The organism is Pseudoflavonifractor sp. An187, from assembly GCF_002160275.1.
Classification (GTDB): Bacteria; Bacillota; Clostridia; order Oscillospirales; family Oscillospiraceae; genus Enterenecus; species Enterenecus faecium.
This window is the reverse complement of the sequence record NZ_NFKG01000002.1, coordinates 1-13846: the sequence shown is the minus strand read 5'-3', so window position 1 is coordinate 13846 and position 13846 is coordinate 1. Positions and strand designations below refer to the sequence as shown.

At 60.3% G+C, this 13846-nt stretch carries 16 protein-coding genes, 1 pseudogene and 1 riboswitch; of the genes and pseudogenes, 8 read left to right on the top strand and 9 right to left on the bottom strand.

The window, feature by feature from the left end; genetic code table 11:
• Positions 1-19: 19 nt before the first annotated feature.
• The 3 genes from B5F22_RS01685 (at position 20) to B5F22_RS12715 (ending at position 978) form a co-directional block, all read left to right on the top strand.
• Positions 20-403, top strand: a complete 384-nt coding sequence (locus tag B5F22_RS01685; RefSeq protein ID WP_087390114.1) for a hypothetical protein — start codon at positions 20-22, stop codon at positions 401-403.
• A 224-nt stretch (positions 404-627) separates the two neighbouring features.
• Positions 628-780, top strand: coding sequence for a hypothetical protein (locus B5F22_RS12200; protein ID WP_158096572.1), 153 nt, complete (start codon positions 628-630; stop codon positions 778-780).
• Between the two features lie 72 nt (positions 781-852).
• Entirely contained in the window at positions 853-978 is a 126-nt protein-coding gene (locus tag B5F22_RS12715; protein WP_275532468.1) for a hypothetical protein, read from the top strand.
• Positions 979-1038: 60 nt separating this feature from the next.
• On the opposite strand, the gene B5F22_RS01680 is transcribed toward B5F22_RS12715, so the two are convergent.
• From B5F22_RS01680 to B5F22_RS01665, 4 genes and pseudogenes are all read right to left on the bottom strand, one after another.
• On the bottom strand, positions 1039-2238 hold the full coding sequence (locus tag B5F22_RS01680; RefSeq protein WP_087390110.1) for an NADP-dependent isocitrate dehydrogenase: 1200 nt from the start codon (positions 2236-2238) through the stop codon (positions 1039-1041).
• A gap of 146 nt (positions 2239-2384) precedes the next feature.
• Positions 2385-3159 (bottom strand): annotated as a pseudogene (locus tag B5F22_RS01675) (hypothetical protein).
• Between the two features lie 104 nt (positions 3160-3263).
• Entirely contained in the window at positions 3264-3725 is a 462-nt protein-coding gene (locus tag B5F22_RS01670; RefSeq protein ID WP_087390108.1) for a GNAT family N-acetyltransferase, read from the bottom strand.
• 19 nt (positions 3726-3744) lie between these two features.
• Positions 3745-4515, bottom strand: a complete 771-nt coding sequence (locus B5F22_RS01665) for an MBL fold metallo-hydrolase (RefSeq protein WP_087390105.1) — start codon at positions 4513-4515, stop codon at positions 3745-3747.
• 137 nt (positions 4516-4652) lie between these two features.
• On the opposite strand from B5F22_RS01665, the gene B5F22_RS01660 reads away from it, so the two are divergent.
• Positions 4653-5300 carry an HAD family hydrolase gene (locus B5F22_RS01660; RefSeq protein ID WP_087390102.1) on the top strand — a complete coding sequence of 216 codons (648 nt, stop codon included), beginning with the start codon at positions 4653-4655 and terminating at the stop codon, positions 5298-5300.
• A 37-nt stretch (positions 5301-5337) separates the two neighbouring features.
• Here the strand turns inward: B5F22_RS01660 and B5F22_RS01655 are convergent, their stop codons facing one another.
• From B5F22_RS01655 to B5F22_RS01645, 3 genes are read right to left on the bottom strand one after another with little or no spacing between them, the layout of a single operon-like run.
• Positions 5338-7782, bottom strand: coding sequence for an HAD-IC family P-type ATPase (locus tag B5F22_RS01655; protein WP_087390099.1), 2445 nt, complete (start codon positions 7780-7782; stop codon positions 5338-5340).
• Position 7783: 1 nt separating this feature from the next.
• Positions 7784-8530 (bottom strand): acyl-ACP thioesterase domain-containing protein, encoded by a 747-nt coding sequence (locus tag B5F22_RS01650; RefSeq protein ID WP_087390096.1) that lies wholly within the window; start codon positions 8528-8530, stop codon positions 7784-7786.
• Entirely contained in the window at positions 8531-9148 is a 618-nt protein-coding gene (locus tag B5F22_RS01645) for a hypothetical protein (protein ID WP_087229150.1), read from the bottom strand. It lies immediately after the preceding gene.
• Between the two features lie 158 nt (positions 9149-9306).
• On the opposite strand from B5F22_RS01645, the gene spoVAD reads away from it, so the two are divergent.
• The 3 genes from spoVAD (at position 9307) to metK (ending at position 12122) form a co-directional block, all read left to right on the top strand.
• Complete coding sequence (spoVAD, locus tag B5F22_RS01640; protein ID WP_087390093.1) at positions 9307-10317, top strand: stage V sporulation protein AD; 1011 nt, start codon at positions 9307-9309, stop codon at positions 10315-10317.
• The gene (spoVAE, locus tag B5F22_RS01635; RefSeq protein ID WP_087229157.1) at positions 10317-10673 is read left to right on the top strand and encodes a stage V sporulation protein AE; all 357 of its coding nucleotides are present in this window, start codon (positions 10317-10319) and stop codon (positions 10671-10673) included. Before spoVAD ends, spoVAE begins: the two co-directional genes overlap by 1 nt.
• Positions 10674-10741: 68 nt before the next feature.
• Positions 10742-10855, top strand: a riboswitch (SAM riboswitch).
• Positions 10856-10934: 79 nt separating this feature from the next.
• The gene (metK, locus tag B5F22_RS01630; protein ID WP_087390090.1) at positions 10935-12122 is read left to right on the top strand and encodes a methionine adenosyltransferase; all 1188 of its coding nucleotides are present in this window, start codon (positions 10935-10937) and stop codon (positions 12120-12122) included.
• Positions 12123-12246: 124 nt separating this feature from the next.
• Here the strand turns inward: metK and B5F22_RS01625 are convergent, their stop codons facing one another.
• Positions 12247-12498, bottom strand: a complete 252-nt coding sequence (locus B5F22_RS01625) for a helix-turn-helix transcriptional regulator (protein WP_087369619.1) — start codon at positions 12496-12498, stop codon at positions 12247-12249.
• 229 nt (positions 12499-12727) lie between these two features.
• Here B5F22_RS01625 and B5F22_RS11915 point away from each other — a divergent pair, with 229 nt between their 5' ends.
• Positions 12728-13132 carry a hypothetical protein gene (locus tag B5F22_RS11915; RefSeq protein ID WP_158096571.1) on the top strand — a complete coding sequence of 135 codons (405 nt, stop codon included), beginning with the start codon at positions 12728-12730 and terminating at the stop codon, positions 13130-13132.
• A 63-nt stretch (positions 13133-13195) separates the two neighbouring features.
• On the opposite strand, the gene B5F22_RS01615 is transcribed toward B5F22_RS11915, so the two are convergent.
• A partial coding sequence (locus B5F22_RS01615; protein WP_275532467.1) for a nucleoside recognition domain-containing protein occupies positions 13196-13846 on the bottom strand: 651 nt, incomplete at its 5' end.

The following is a 13846-nucleotide window of genomic DNA, read 5'->3' as shown; positions in this document are numbered from 1 at the left end:
GACGAGGGAGGTGGATGAAATGACTTTGCTGGAAGGATTCAAGGCTTTCGATTTCTCAGAGGGTGTTCCTTATATCTCCATTACACAAAATGGAATTACTTTCAATAAAGCCGTTACCCTCAAACTCGATGAACCTGAGTACGCAAGATTTCTCATCAATGAAAGCACGAAGCAAGTTGCTCTCCAGGCATGTGCTGCAGATGCGCAGAACGCAACTTTATTCTATCGTCCAAAGGCATCTGGTACTCTCTCAGTTCGTTGGAACGTGAAAGACCTGCTGAATACCCTGGAGCGTCTCACAGGATGGAACTTGAAAGAATGCGGCTACCGTGTGGAAGGGATTCTGCTTCGAGAAGAACACGCCATTGTTTTTGATTTAACAAAGGCAACGATACTCACCTAATATGGTGTCTCCCGGTACTGACCGGATGACATAAAAAAGCCTGGCTGAGTTGCCGCTCAGCCAGGCACAAATTGAGAAAGTTTCAGACGACAAAACCGTCTATACACTCTCCTCTCACTGTTAAGTGTATAGTTCGTCTGGAGTTTTTTCAATAGATTCAGAGATTTGCTTGAAATTCATTTTTCTCTTGTCTCTGAAAATCTATTTGAAAGGACGGCGAATCTATGAAGCAGTATAACACCTGTTGTATGGAAGAAGATGAATCCAACCAGGCGTTCATCTATTCGGCGTATATCACGACCCGAAACGGTCGGCGCATTTACGCCCGAGCATACGGCCTGACTGCGTTCCGCTTTAAGGCAAACAAGCGTAAGTAAGTATTCACCTAGAGAGGATGTTGGCGGTTTCATCCTCTCCCCCATCGCCAATAGACGAAAGGAGTCTTTTGTATGGCAGTTCATCATGGTGGAAAAGTCGGCAGAGCCGCCAAAACTTTAGTCAGTAAATCTTCTACCTCAAAGCAAAAGAGTGCAGCAGGTAAAACTCTGGCCATTCACAAAGCCAACAAACACTAAGTTAATTACAAACACAGCCCCCGGCCAATATGGCCGGGGGCTGCATCTTTCCCCAAAATATCAAAGCTTGGCGGCGATGGCCTTCATAAACTCCAGGCCAGTCACCTTCTGGGCAGGGGCTTTCCCCTCCCACAGGCCCACCAGGTCACCAGTCATGACACCGGACTCGATGGTGTCAATGGCGGCCTTCTCCAGGCGGTGGGCGAAGTCCACCAGCTCGGGCTGTCCGTCCAGCTCGCCCCGCTTGGCCAGGGCGCCCGTCCAGGCGAAGATGGTGGCCATGGGGTTGGTGGACACCTGCTCCCCTCGCAGGTGGCGATAGTAGTGCTGGGTGACGGTGCCGTGGGCGGCCTCGTACTCATAGTAGCCCTCGGGGGACACCAGCACGGAGGTCATCATGGCCAGAGAGCCAAAGGCGGTGGACACCATGTCGCTCATGACATCGCCGTCGTAGTTCTTGCAGGCCCAGATAAAGCCGCCCTTGGAGCGGATGACACGGGCCACAGCGTCGTCAATGAGGGTGTAGAAGTAGGTGATGCCCGCCTTCTCAAACTTCTCCTTATACTCCGCCTCAAAGATGTCGTGGAAGATATCCTTGAAGGTGTGGTCATACTGCTTGGAGATGGTGTCCTTGGTGGAGAACCACAGGTCCTGCTTGACATCCAGAGCGTACTGGAAGCAGGAGTGGGCAAAAGACGTGATGGACTGGTCCAGGTTGAACTGGCCCTGCACCACGCCCCGCCCCTTGAAGTCCTGGATGGTCTGGCGCTGCTCGGTGCCGTCGGCGGCGGTGAACACCAGCTCCGCCTTGCCGGGGCCAGTCAGGCGCATTTCGGTGGCCTTATACACGTCACCGAAGGCGTGACGGGCGATGGTGATGGGCTTGGCCCAGTTCTTCACCACCGGGTTGATGCCCTCCACCATGATGGGGGCACGAAACACGGTGCCGTCCAGAATGGCACGGATGGTGCCGTTGGGGGACTTCCACATCTGGGAGAGGTTGTACTCCTCCACCCGCTGGGCGTTGGGGGTGATGGTGGCGCACTTCACCGCCACGCCATACTTCTTGGTGGCCTCGGCGGCGTCCACCGTCACCTGGTCCCCAGTCTCCTCCCGGTGGCGCAGACCCAGGTCGTAATACTCGGTTTTCAGGTCAATATATGGCTCCAGCAGCTCCTCTTTGATCTGCTGCCAGAGAATGCGGGTCATCTCGTCCCCGTCCATCTCCACCAGGGGGGTCTTCATCTGAATTTTACTCATGGGTATCGCTCCTTTTTCCCTTGCCTCGGGCGTGTACTCGTAGCTTTCATTTTAACCCAGGGCCGTCAAAATTTCAAGCACTTTCGCACACTAGCGAAGCAACATTTTTACACAGAAAAAGGGCCGGGATGTCCCGGCCCTTTTGGTTAGGCAAAGAAGCGGTTCCAATAGCCCATGACAAAGATGATGAACATGATAATGGGCAGTAGATAGGTCACATAGAAGCGCACGTTACGGGGGAAGCGCAGGCCCGAGCCGGTGTTGGCCTCGGCCAGGAAGTTGTCCCAGCCCCAGCCCTTGCGAGTGACGCAGAACAGCAAATACACCAGGGAGCCCAGGGGCAGAATGTTGTCGCTGACCAGGAAGTCCTCCAAATCCATGATGGAAGTGCCAGCCCCCAGAGGCTGGAATCCGCTCCACAGGTTGAAGCCCAGCACGCAGAGCCTCGCCGGGGAGGGTGTGCTCCTTGCCGATGTAGCTGCCGAAGATGGCCAGAGCGCCGATGCCCAGAGACAGAGTGAAGAAGGCCTGACCCATGGCAGCGTAGATGGCCTCCCAGAGGATGAAGTTGCCCTGGGCATCGTACATCAGGTTGTGGAAGTTGGGCATGAGGTAGAAGGCCAGGCCCTCCATGCCGCCCTCCAGAGTGAGGGAGCGCACGGCCAGTAGTACCATCACCGCCAGCAGGCAGAGCATCATGGCCTTATTGATCTTCTCCACGCCGTTTTGCAGGCCCCGGGAGACCACCAGCATGCTGCCCACCACCACCACCAAAAACAGCAGGTACACCACCACAAAGGCGGCCCCGCCGTACTGGCCGGTGATGTAGGGGAACCGCCATACGTTGCCCAGCCCGATGGCGCACCCGGCGGATATGAGCAAAAAGCCCAGCCGGGAGGAAAAACTCTCGCGTTGTTTCATGGTTGCAAACTCCTCTTTTCTCTTGTCTCGTTCCCAGAGTTGGGATGATACTCGAACACTCTACACGTTTTTCCCCCGTCAGTCAAGCACAGCACTGTGCTAAATTATCCAATCTCTGTCACCGGCTTCTCCATGACGAAGTTGGTCAGGGCTACCCCCTGCCGCTCCACCTGCTGCTGACGCACCACCCGATAGCCCCTGGCCTCAAAAAAGGGGCGGGCGGTGATGGAGGCGTGGGTGGTCACAGGCCCTGACACCGCCCCCTCCAATCGGTCACACAGCGCACGGGCCACCCCCTGGCCCTGGCAATCCCAGCGCACATACAGCCGGTCCAGATAGCCGTCTGGGTGGATGTCACCAAAGCCGAGGATGCCCGTCTCGTCCTCCGCCACCAGGGCACAGTGGCCCAGAAAAGACTGCTCCCACTGCTCCAGGTCCATCTTCCCCGTGGCCCACACCGCCAACTGCTGAGGCGTGTAGTCCCGGGCGTTTACCCTGTGGACGGTGTTGTAAAATAGCTCTGCCATTTCCCGGCCGTCTCCCGGCTGAAAAGCTCGAATCATCATACCTTTTCTCCTCTCTCTATCACAGCTGGATGGCCCAGTCCCCATAGGTATGGGTTCCGCTTCCGTGGCGCAGCTCCCCCGCCCGGTCCAGCTGGCGCAGCCTGTCCCGCATCTCCAAGCACAGCTCTGGGGGCAGGTCCAGGTCATGGTGGCCGGGAAAGAGTCGCTGCACAGGCAGCTGGGCCACCTGCTCCAGGGATTTGAGATAGGCCTGGGGGTCGGTGGAGGGGAACCAGGCGGTGAGCAGGCCCCGGTAAATGAGGTCCCCGGTGAACAGGTACCCCCGCTCCGCCTCCCAAAAGCACATATGGCCCGGGGCATGGCCGGGGGTATGGAACACCTGGATATCTCGGCCTCCCAGATGGATGGTCTCCCCGCCCCGGAGCACTCGGGTTGGGGTGCCCTGGAAAAATTCGTAGGTGTTCACGTCGTAGCCCTCGGGCAGCTGGCAGCGGTCCGTCACATAGCCCCGTATCAACTCAATGGGCTGGGGAAAGCCCCCCTGGAGCCAGGGTAGCTCCGCCTCGTGGGCGTAAAAGTCCGGGTAGTAGCGGTGCCCGCCGATGTGGTCCCAGTGGATATGGGTGGCCACCGCCGTCACCGGGCCCCGGGCCAGAGCAGCCACCACCGGGGAGATATCGCAGATGCCCAGCCCCGTGTCAATGAGCAGGGTGCGGTCTCTGCCATTGAGCAAATAGCAGTGGGCCTCCTCCCAGTGGCGGTATTCGCTGATGATATAGGTATCCGGGTCCACCTGGTCCACGGTGAACCATGGTTTTTGGTCCTTCATGGGCTCCCCTCCTTGAATGTCGTTGCTCCCCATGATAGCACAGGGACGAGGTGAACTCAACCACTCCATCTTGGTCTTGTCCCTGCCCTCCACTTCCGGTATAATAGTCCCATCCCATACAAACGAGGAAGCAACTTATGTACACCCACATTTTCTTTGACTTAGACGGCACCCTCACCGACCCCAAAGAGGGTATCACCAACTCGGTGGCCTATGCTCTGGCCTCCTTCGGCATCCACGAAGACCCGGACCGGCTCACCCCCTTCATCGGCCCGCCCCTCATCGACTCCTTTATGGAGTTCTACCACTTTGACGCCCCCACCGCCCAGAACGCGGTGGAGAAGTACCGGGAATACTTCTCCCAGAAGGGCATTTTTGAAAACAAAGTGTTTTCTGGCACCCAGCCCCTGCTGGCCCAGCTGAAAGAGGCGGGAAAGACCGTGTGTCTGGCCACCTCCAAGCCGGAAGTATTCGCCCGTCAGATTCTGGAGCACTTCCACATGGACGGGTACTTTGACCAGATTGTGGGCAGCTGCCTGGACGGCACCCGCACCAAAAAGGGCGAAGTGATCGAGGAGGTATTCACCCGGTTGGGGGAAAAGTGCCCGGACAAGGCCATGTGCGTCATGGTGGGCGACCGCCTCCACGACATCCACGGGGCCCAGGAGAACGGCCTGGACTCCATCGGCGTCACCTTCGGCTATGGCAGCCAGGAGGAGCTGACCCAGGCCGGAGCCACCCACATCGCCCACAGTTTTGAAGAATTGGCCCAGCTTTTGGGCTAAAAAACAGCCTCTGAGGTACACTCAGAGGCTGTTTTTCTTATTGTTCGGTTTTAACACGCTGCTTCCTGCGCTTGAGCCACTCCCCTTTGATGCGGCTGCCCCACTCAAAGGCAGTCTCAAAGGCATAGATCACCGAGGGGGTGAGCAGCAGGAACACCGTCACCACCAGGGCGGACTGGAGGTCCAGGGCGGTGAGTTCGAAGAAGGGTCCAAACCACACCACGGCCACCACCATGGCCACGGTCATGGCCCCTAGCAGGGCCCACCGCTTCTTGTCCAAGGGCCGGGCCACATAGTAGATCACCAGCAGTCCCACCGCCCCGATGGTGACGGTGGACAGGGTGGACAAGGTGGCCCGCTGGAAGGTAAAGGCGTAGGTGAACAGCTCCAAGCCCACAATGAGCACGATGTTGGTGAGGCCTCCCGGCAGAGCCCGGCGGAGCACATTGTGCATGAATCGGCCCCGCACCAGCTCATGGTTGGGCTCCAGGGCCAGCACAAAGGAGGGAATGCCGATGGTCAAGGCGCTGATGAGGGTGAGCTGAATGGGGACAAAGGGGTACGGGAACCCGGCAATGAGGGTGATGAGGGCCAAAAACACCGACATGATGTTTTTCACCAGGTAGAGGGCGGCGGCCCGCTGGATGTTATTGATGACCCGTCGGCCCTCCTCCACCACCCGGGGCATGGCGGAGAAGTCGGAGTCCAGCAGTACCAGCTCGGCCACCTGGCAGGCGGCCTCGGCTCCCGAGGCCATGGCGATGCCGCAGTCGGCGTCTTTCAGGGCCAGCACGTCGTTGACACCGTCGCCGGTCATGGCCACGGTGTGCCCCGCTTTTTGCAGGGCCTTCACCAGCTTGCGCTTCTGGTCCGGGGTCACCCGGCCAAAGACGTTGTATTCCTGCACGGCCCGGTCATAGTCCCCTGGCTCCTTGAGGGTGGCAGCGTCCACAAATCGCTCCGCCCCGGCAATGCCCGCCTGTTGGGCCACCCGGGACACGGTCTGGGGGTTGTCACCGGAGATGACCTTCACGTCCACCCCGTACTTAGCGAAGTAGCGGAAGGTGTCGGGGGCCTCGGGGCGGATGGGGTTGGCCACCACCACCAGGGCCACGGGAACCACCGCGCCCTGCAAGCCGCCCTCCTGGGTGGGAGGCGTGTCGCACTGGGCCAGCAGCAGCACCCGGCACCCCGCCTGCTGGTAGGGCTCCACCCGGTGGGCAATGGCTTGGTAGCCCTCTTTGAGAATGAATTCCGGGGCGCCCAGCACATAGGAGCCGTGGTCCTGGAACACCACCGCCGACCACTTGTTGGCGGAGGTGAAGGGGACTACCTGCTGGGCCTGCCAGCCGTTCCCCTGCTGGAAGCGCCGGGCCAGAGCCTTGGCGGTGTCGTTGTCGGCGTCCATCACCTGGTAGTAGGCGCCCAGCACCCCCTCCACCTGCTGGGGAGAGGTCTGGGGGGCCAGGCACACCAGCTCCTGCACCGACATGTCCGGCTGGGTGACGGTGCCTGTCTTATCCACGCACAGCACGTCCACCCGGGCCAGGGTCTCGATGGCGCTCATCTGGTGGACCAGGGTCTTCCGCTGGGCCAGGCGCATCACCGAGACGGCCAGGGCCACGCTGGTCAAGAGGTACAGGCCCTCGGGAATCATGCCGATGAGGGCGGCCACCATGGAGGTGATGGAGGTGGAGAAGCTCTGCTCCTGCACCAGAAATTCGTTGCAAAACAGGGCGATGCCCAGGGGAATGAGGGCAAAGCCGATGACCCGAATCAGGCGGTCCAGAGACTTCATCATCTCGGACTTGCCCGCCCCCTGGTCCGCCTTGGCCTCATGGGCCAGACGGGCAGCGTAGCTGGCCGCCCCCACCTGATCCATCCGGGCCCGGCACTTGCCAGACACCACAAAGCTGCCGGAGAGCAGTGGGTCCCCGGGATTTTTCACGATGGGGTCCGCCTCGCCGGTGATGAGGGCCTCGTTCACCGTCACCTGGCCCACCAACACCGGGCCGTCGGCGGGAATCTGGTCCCCGGCCCCCAGCTCCACAATGTCCTCCCGCACCAACTGGTCCACGGGCACGGTGCCCAGCTGTCCGCCCCGTACCACTTTGACCCGGGCCTGGGCCACCAGGGCCAGCTTGCTCAGGGTGGCTCGGGAGCGCAGCTGCTGGACGATACCGATGAGGGAGTTGATGGCGGCGATGAGCAGAAAGAACATGTCCCGGAAGCTGCCCGCCAGCACCAGCAGCGCCGCCAGCACCACAAACACCAGGTTGAAGAAGGTCAGGGTGTTTTCCCGGATGATCTCCCCGGTGGATTTCAGGTTGGTCTCCTCCACCCGGTTATGCCATCCGGCGGCGGCCAGCTGGGCGGCCTGGGCCTGGGTCAGGCCCTGTTCCGGGGTGGGAAAATAGCGATCCATGGGGACGGGCTGCCGGAGCTGGCCGTCCCCTCTCTGTCTCTTGTTTCGCTTTATCATCTTATTGTTCCTCGTCCGCCAAGGTCATGGCGTATTCAAACCGGACCTCACCCTCTGGGCCGATGCCACGGGCAAAGAGGTGCTCTCCCTCCACGGCGGTGGCCATGGACAGCTCTTCCCCCGCCCGGCACTCACTAATGTAGGAGATTTGGATTTCCCGGATGTACTTTCCCTTTCCGTTTCGCTCCATGTGGAGGGCATCACAGGCATAGTCGGCATAGTGGCTGTTGTTGATATGGCCGTTGATGTCGGTATCCGAATACCCGAGATACCGCTTCCCTGCCGCACCAAATTCCTTGGGCATGGGTACCCGGTGGAGCTTGATGGACTTGTTCCGCTCCCCGCCGTCGGTGCCCTGGAACTCGGTGACATCCCGCAGCCGGAACAGCTTGTGGGTATCGGCGTCCACCATCACCCACTGGGCCACACCCTGGCCGATGAGCTTCCCGTCCCGGAAGATGTCAAAGTCCCGGTAGGTGGCCACACCGGTGCCGCCCCGGTGCCAGGTCTGAATGGTAAACGCATCGTTCCACCGCAGGGGGGCGTACAGCTCCACCCAGTTGCGGGACACCATCCATAGGCAGTGATACCGCTCAAAAATCTCCGGCCCCGAGGCCCCCAGCTGGATGGCCGCCTGGGTGGCGGCCTCCTGCAAATAGCCCAGCAGCGCCGAGGGGCGGCACTGGTTGAACATGTCCACATCCAAGGAGCCCACCCGGAAGGTGACTTCAGTGATTTGATGACTCATTTACTCTTCCTTCTTTCCAGGAATGGTGAGGGTGTAGCGGGCGCAGATTTCGTCCACGTCGTCCAGGGTGGCGGCAGGCAGCCGCAGGGTGGCACCGCATCCAGCGCACACCACATCCACCGAGGAGTACCCCACCTTGATGCCGTACTGGTCGCAGCCGCAGCCGCAGGAGATGCCCTTACGGCCTGCAATGTCCTTGAGCTCCGCCAGCACCTCGCCCATGACGATCTCGTCCAGGAAGGTGCCCCGGGTCTCCTCCTGGTCATCCATGCGCAGCTTGTCCACGGCCCGCTCCAGCTTCTCCATCTCGCCGAACACCGCCTCCTCTTCTCCGATGAAGCAGCAGCCCAGTCCTGAGGCAGAGCAGGAGAGCACCAGCAGCTTCTCCTCCATCATGGCCCGGGTGGAACACACAGTGTGGTGGTCCTTGGCGCAGAAGAGACAGGGCACCGTCACCTGACAGTGCTCTCCCTGCTGGTGAAATTCCAGCTGAGACTTGCCGCAGGGGCAGGGAATGGTCTGGTCCCCAGCGGCCAGGGCAAAGGCGGTGCGCTCCACCACCACAGCCTTGCCGCACACGGGACAGATATAGCCGATGTATCTGGTCTGTTCCGACATAACAGGATTCCTCCCATAACATTTCTCAAAAAATTTTCCAACAGAGTGCATTATACCACCCCTTTGTGAATTTTTCTAGCACTCCCTGGCTTTTGTGATAAATTCCTTGTCGGTGCGCATACTAGAGGCAAGACATTTTCTTGAAGGAGTCTTTGCCTATGCCCCGCTCGTCCCAAACCTATCAACTCTCCCGGCCCCCCGTCATCGTGGGCTACGGCAGCGCCGGAGGCCGCAAGGAGAAAGAGGGCCCCCTGGGCCGCTTTTTTGACCACACCTGTGAAGACGACACCTTCCAGCAGTCCAGCTGGGAGATGGCGGAGACCACCATGCAGCAGATGGCCCTGGAGTCTGCGCTGAAACGGGCCAAGCTGGAGGCCCAGCAGCTGGACTTTCTTCTGGCGGGAGACCTTCTCAACCAGTGCATCAGCTCCGCCTTTGCCGCCCGGTGGGCGGGGGTTCCCTATCTGGGCCTCTATGGGGCCTGCTCCACCATGGGGGAGAGCCTGGCGCTGGCCTCCCTGCTCCTCTCCGGGGGTTGGGGCCACCACGCCGCCGCCATGACCTCCTCCCACTTCTGTTCCGCCGAGCGGCAGTACCGCACCCCTCTGGAGTACGGCTGCCAGCGGCCCCCCACCGCCCAGTGGACCGCCACCGCTGCCGGGGCGGTGGTGCTCTCTGCCCAGGGGGACAAAGGCCCTGTGGTCACCGCCGTCACCATCGGCAAGGTGATGGACAAGGGGGTCAAAGACCCCGCCAACATGGGGGCGGCCATGGCTCCGGCGGCCTACGAGACCCTGCGGGCCCATTTCCGGGACACCGGGCGCAGTCCCGCCGACTACGACCTCATCCTCACTGGAGACCTGGGCCAGCTGGGGTGGGAGATCGTCTCCGATTTCTTCTCCCGGGACGGGTGCCCCCTGTCCAACTACAACGACTGCGGCCTGCTCCTCTTTGAGCGGGAGGCCCAGGACGTCCACTGCGGCGGCTCCGGGTGTGGGTGCAGCGCCGCCGTGCTCACCACCATGGTTCTGCCCGGCCTCCAGTCCGGGCGATGGAAGCGGGTCCTCTTCTGCCCCACCGGGGCGCTGCTCTCCCCCGTGTCCACCATGCAGGGGGAGTCCATCCCCGGCATCTGCCACGCCATTGTGCTGGAAGGAGGTGCAAGCTGATGGAATACTTCAACGCCTTTTTGCTGGGCGGCATTCTCTGCGTCATCGGTCAGGTGCTCTTGGACCGCACCAGCCTCACCCCCGCCCGGATTCTGGTGTTTTACGTGGTGGCGGGGGTCATCCTCAGCGGACTGGGGCTGTACCAGCCTCTGGTGGACTGGGCGGGGGCCGGGGCCACCGTCCCCCTCACCGGATTCGGCCACACCCTGGCCCAGGGGGTGCGCAAGGCCGTGGAGGAGGAGGGCTGGCTGGGGGTGCTCACCGGAGGACTCACCGCCACCGCTGGGGGTATCGCCCTGGCCATCACCCTGGGTCTTGTGGCATCTTTCCTGTTTCGACCCCGGCCCAAGAAGTGATTTTCCATGTTTCTGCCATTGACAAAGCCAGTGGTGTAAAGATATAATGTTACCCGCAATTGAACATTGCCTTATCGAGAGTGGCGGAGGGATCGGCCCAATGAAGCCACGGCAACCTGCTTACCTGAGCAAGGTGCCAAATCCGGCGAAGACGAGTGTTACACTCGCGCGCAAGATGAGGACACGCTGTCTCCATCCGCCGGACTGTCCGGCGGATTTTTTGTTTGACGCTTTTACCGTACAAAGAAAGGAAGATTACTTATGGCAAGACGTTTCTTTACCTCGGAGTCTGTCACCGAGGGACACCCCGACAAGATCTGCGACCAGATTTCCGACGCCGTTCTGGACGCCATTCTGGCTCAGGACCCTGTGGCCCGTGTGGCCTGTGAGACCACCGTGTCCACCGGCCTGGTGCACATCATGGGCGAGATCACCACCTCCTGCTACGTGGACATCGCCAAGGTGGCCCGGGAGGTCATCCGGGACATCGGCTATGACCGGGCCAAGTACGGCTTTGACTGCGACACCTGCGGCGTGGTGCTCAACATCGACGAGCAGTCCCCCGACATCGCCATGGGCGTGGACAAGGCCCTGGAGGCCCGGGAGGGCGAGATGACCGACGAGCTGGACGGCGGCGCTGGCGACCAGGGCATGATGTTCGGCTACGCCTGCCGGGAGACTGAGGAGCTGATGCCCCTGGCCATCTCCCTGTCCCACAAGCTGGCCCAGCGGCTCACCGCCGTGCGCAAGGACGGCACCCTGGACTACCTCCGCCCCGACGGCAAGTCTCAGGTCACCGTGGAGTACGACGAGAACCAGAACCCCGTACGGGTGGACGCTGTGGTCATCTCCACCCAGCACAGCCCCGAGGCCTCTCTGGAGCAGATTCGTGCCGACATGGTGGAGCACGTCATCCGTCCCACCATCCCCGCAAACCTCATGGATGAGCACACCAAGATCTACGTCAACCCCACCGGCCGCTTCGTGGTAGGCGGTCCCCAGGGCGACTCCGGCCTCACCGGCCGCAAGATCATCGTGGACACCTACGGCGGTTCCGCTCCCCACGGCGGCGGCGCCTTCTCCGGCAAGGACCCCACCAAGGTGGACCGTTCTGCCGCCTACGCCGCCCGCTGGGTGGCCAAGAACGTGGTGGCCGCTGGGCTGGCCGACCGCTGCCAGGTGCAGTTGGCCTACGCCATTGGCGTGGCCCGGCCTGTGTCCGTGCTGGTGGACACCTTCGGCACCGGCAAGGTGTCCGACGAGGTGCTGGAGCAGGCCGTGAATCACGTGTTTGACCTGCGGCCCACCGCCATCATCAACCGCCTGGACCTGCGCCGTCCCATCTACCGCCAGACCGCTGCCTACGGCCACTTCGGCCGTCCCGAGCTGGACCTGCCCTGGGAGAAGATCGACATGACCCAGGCTCTGCTGGACGCCTGCAAGGGCTAATCCCTATCCCATCAACCAAAATGAGTGAGAGCCGCCAAAAGGCGATTCTCACTCATTTTTTCATGTCCCAGCTTTCTGTTTGGACTCAGCCACTATCATTTGCAACGGGTTTCCCCCAGGTAAATCACTCTTCTTCGTCATCCTCAAAGGAATATTCATTGAGCGACTCAAAATCTAAAAACTCTGCCACCGTCATGTTGAAGGCCAACGCCAATTTGTGCAGCGTCTTCACCCGTGGATTTTTGGTCACCCCTCGCACAATGTTGTCCAAGGTGGACTGCTTGACATTGCTCATGGAGGCCAGTTTATTGATGGAAATCCCCCGCTGTCTGCAAAGCTCCCGGATGCGCTGAATATATAGCTCGTAATATTCCATAGGCTTCTCCCTCTGCAATCATTACCCATTTACGGGTTGATGTGATGATAGCAACAAACAAGGGAGAACCTACCCGAATACGGGTTGACTTGTGGAATAATTTTGTTTTACAATTGTCATATACCCGAATAAAGGTAACTTCTTTGGAGGGAGCAATATGTCAACGTGTACATTTTTGGGGCATCGTCAATGTCCCCCTGATTTAAGGCCGCAACTGCGCCGAGTTCTCATGGATTTCATCGAAGAGCACGGCGTTCGTACATTCTATGTAGGCAACCAAGGCGGTTTTGAGCGCATGGCTTGTTCTGTCCTCCGTGAGCTTTGCCTGGAATATCCAAGCGTCACCTATGGGGTTGTTCTGGCGCATCTCCCCATCCATGGGCAAGAGACGAGAGAGAACGCCATGGATGACTCCCATTTGATTCTTCCAGACGGTATTGACACCATTCCCAAGCAATTTGCCATGGACTGGAGAAATCGCTGGATGTTAAAACAGTCGGATTATGTGGTGACATATGTGACCCATCCCTGTGGTCATGCAGCCAGATATGCAGCACTGGCCAAGCAAATGGGCAAGCGGGTGCTCAATCTGGACCCACCCCGTTCCGTATCTCCTTACATTGGGAGGCTATGAAGAAGCCGCTGCAAAACAGAAACAGGCTGTTGCAAACCGCATGTCTGCAACAGCCCCTTTCTTCTAGATTCCCAACAGACTCCCCAAAGCATTGACCAGAACACACAGCCCCACTCCCAGCAGGGTGGGCACCGCCACCGCCACCAGGGTCCACTTGATACTCTTGCTCTCTCGCCAGATGGTGAGGCAGGTGGTGGAGCAGGGCCAGTGAAACAGCGTGAACAGGAGGGTACACACCGCTGTGGTCATGGTCCACCCCTGCGCTTCCAGAAGGGTCTGCACCCCGGTGAGCTGGTCAAAGTCCACCAGGCTGCCCTGGGCCAGGTAGGCCATAAGCATCACCGGCATGACAATCTCGTTGGCGGGCCAGCCCAGGAGGAAAGCGGTCAAAATCACCCCATCCAGGCCCATAAGCCGCCCCAGGGGGTCCAAAAATCCAGTGATATGGGCCAGAATGGTGGTGTCCCCCAGGGTGATGTTGGCCAGCAGCCAGATGACACCCCCGGCGGGGGCCGCCACCGCCACCGCCCGGGCCAGCACGAACACCGTGCGGTCCAGCAGGGAGCGCACCACCACCTGCCCCACCCGGGGACGGCGGAAGGGAGGCAGCTCCAGGGCAAAGGCGGAGGGGGTACCTTTCAGCACGGTAGCGGTGAGCAGTCGGGTACACCCCAGGGTGGCAGCCACCCCCAACAGCAGCACCCCCAGCAGAGC

Coding starts and splice junctions, on each gene's coding strand:
- B5F22_RS01685 (WP_087390114.1), top strand. CDS start 20: ATGACTTTGCTGGAAGGATTCAAGGCTTTCGATTTCTCAGAGGGTGTT.
- B5F22_RS12200 (WP_158096572.1), top strand. CDS start 628: ATGAAGCAGTATAACACCTGTTGTATGGAAGAAGATGAATCCAACCAG.
- B5F22_RS12715 (WP_275532468.1), top strand. CDS start 853: ATGGCAGTTCATCATGGTGGAAAAGTCGGCAGAGCCGCCAAAACTTTA.
- B5F22_RS01680 (WP_087390110.1), bottom strand. CDS start 2,238: ATGAGTAAAATTCAGATGAAGACCCCCCTGGTGGAGATGGACGGGGAC.
- B5F22_RS01670 (WP_087390108.1), bottom strand. CDS start 3,725: ATGATGATTCGAGCTTTTCAGCCGGGAGACGGCCGGGAAATGGCAGAG.
- B5F22_RS01665 (WP_087390105.1), bottom strand. CDS start 4,515: ATGAAGGACCAAAAACCATGGTTCACCGTGGACCAGGTGGACCCGGAT.
- B5F22_RS01660 (WP_087390102.1), top strand. CDS start 4,653: ATGTACACCCACATTTTCTTTGACTTAGACGGCACCCTCACCGACCCC.
- B5F22_RS01655 (WP_087390099.1), bottom strand. CDS start 7,782: ATGATAAAGCGAAACAAGAGACAGAGAGGGGACGGCCAGCTCCGGCAG.
- B5F22_RS01650 (WP_087390096.1), bottom strand. CDS start 8,530: ATGAGTCATCAAATCACTGAAGTCACCTTCCGGGTGGGCTCCTTGGAT.
- B5F22_RS01645 (WP_087229150.1), bottom strand. CDS start 9,148: ATGTCGGAACAGACCAGATACATCGGCTATATCTGTCCCGTGTGCGGC.
- spoVAD (WP_087390093.1), top strand. CDS start 9,307: ATGCCCCGCTCGTCCCAAACCTATCAACTCTCCCGGCCCCCCGTCATC.
- spoVAE (WP_087229157.1), top strand. CDS start 10,317: ATGGAATACTTCAACGCCTTTTTGCTGGGCGGCATTCTCTGCGTCATC.
- metK (WP_087390090.1), top strand. CDS start 10,935: ATGGCAAGACGTTTCTTTACCTCGGAGTCTGTCACCGAGGGACACCCC.
- B5F22_RS01625 (WP_087369619.1), bottom strand. CDS start 12,498: ATGGAATATTACGAGCTATATATTCAGCGCATCCGGGAGCTTTGCAGA.
- B5F22_RS11915 (WP_158096571.1), top strand. CDS start 12,728: ATGGATTTCATCGAAGAGCACGGCGTTCGTACATTCTATGTAGGCAAC.